This window comes from Planktothrix tepida PCC 9214, from assembly GCF_900009145.1.
Classification (GTDB): Bacteria; Cyanobacteriota; Cyanobacteriia; order Cyanobacteriales; family Microcoleaceae; genus Planktothrix; species Planktothrix tepida.
Genome location: NZ_LN889929.1, coordinates 1 through 565 on the forward strand (window position 1 = coordinate 1; position 565 = coordinate 565).

Genomic DNA, 565 nt, shown 5'->3' on the forward strand with positions numbered 1-565 from the left:
TAGGGCTTGCTGAAAAAAGGCGAAAAGCCAGAACAGAGGGGAGGAGAAGACAAGAAAAAATGAATCAGGTGCAAGGGAGGGGTGTAAAATAGCCCAAAAACCTTGCAGGAGTCGGGGAAAATGTACCGTAAAGACGAACAACCAAGGACACCAGCAGAAGATTTCAAACTGCCGTTTGAGGGAAAGCTGTCGGAAGAGAATCGCTGGGTCATCATGGCAAAAGTGATACCCTGGGAAGAATTTGAAGCAGAATATGAAGAATTATTCTCATCTGTGATGGGAGCACCAGCCAAAAGATTTAGAATGGCATTGGGAGCCTTAATCATTAAAGAAAAATTAGGGATAAGTGACAGATCCAACGGACTTAAAAATTTTAAATCAAGCCAGAGAACAAACGGAAAAAATCATTGATAGTTTGTATAAAAGCCGTCAGGATAAATCAGAGAAGAAACCTAGAACTTATAGAAAGAAAGCCAGAAAAGACTACCTAGAAATAGCCAAACAACGCCGACCTTCCCGACAAAAAAGACGAAAGGCAGTTAAAAAACAACTGCAATATATTAAA

1 pseudogene is annotated in these 565 nt (G+C 40.4%); it reads left to right on the forward strand.

Annotated elements, in window-relative coordinates:
* Positions 1-120: 120 nt before the first annotated feature.
* Positions 121-565: pseudogene (locus PL9214_RS29840) on the forward strand (transposase); the annotation flags it as partial.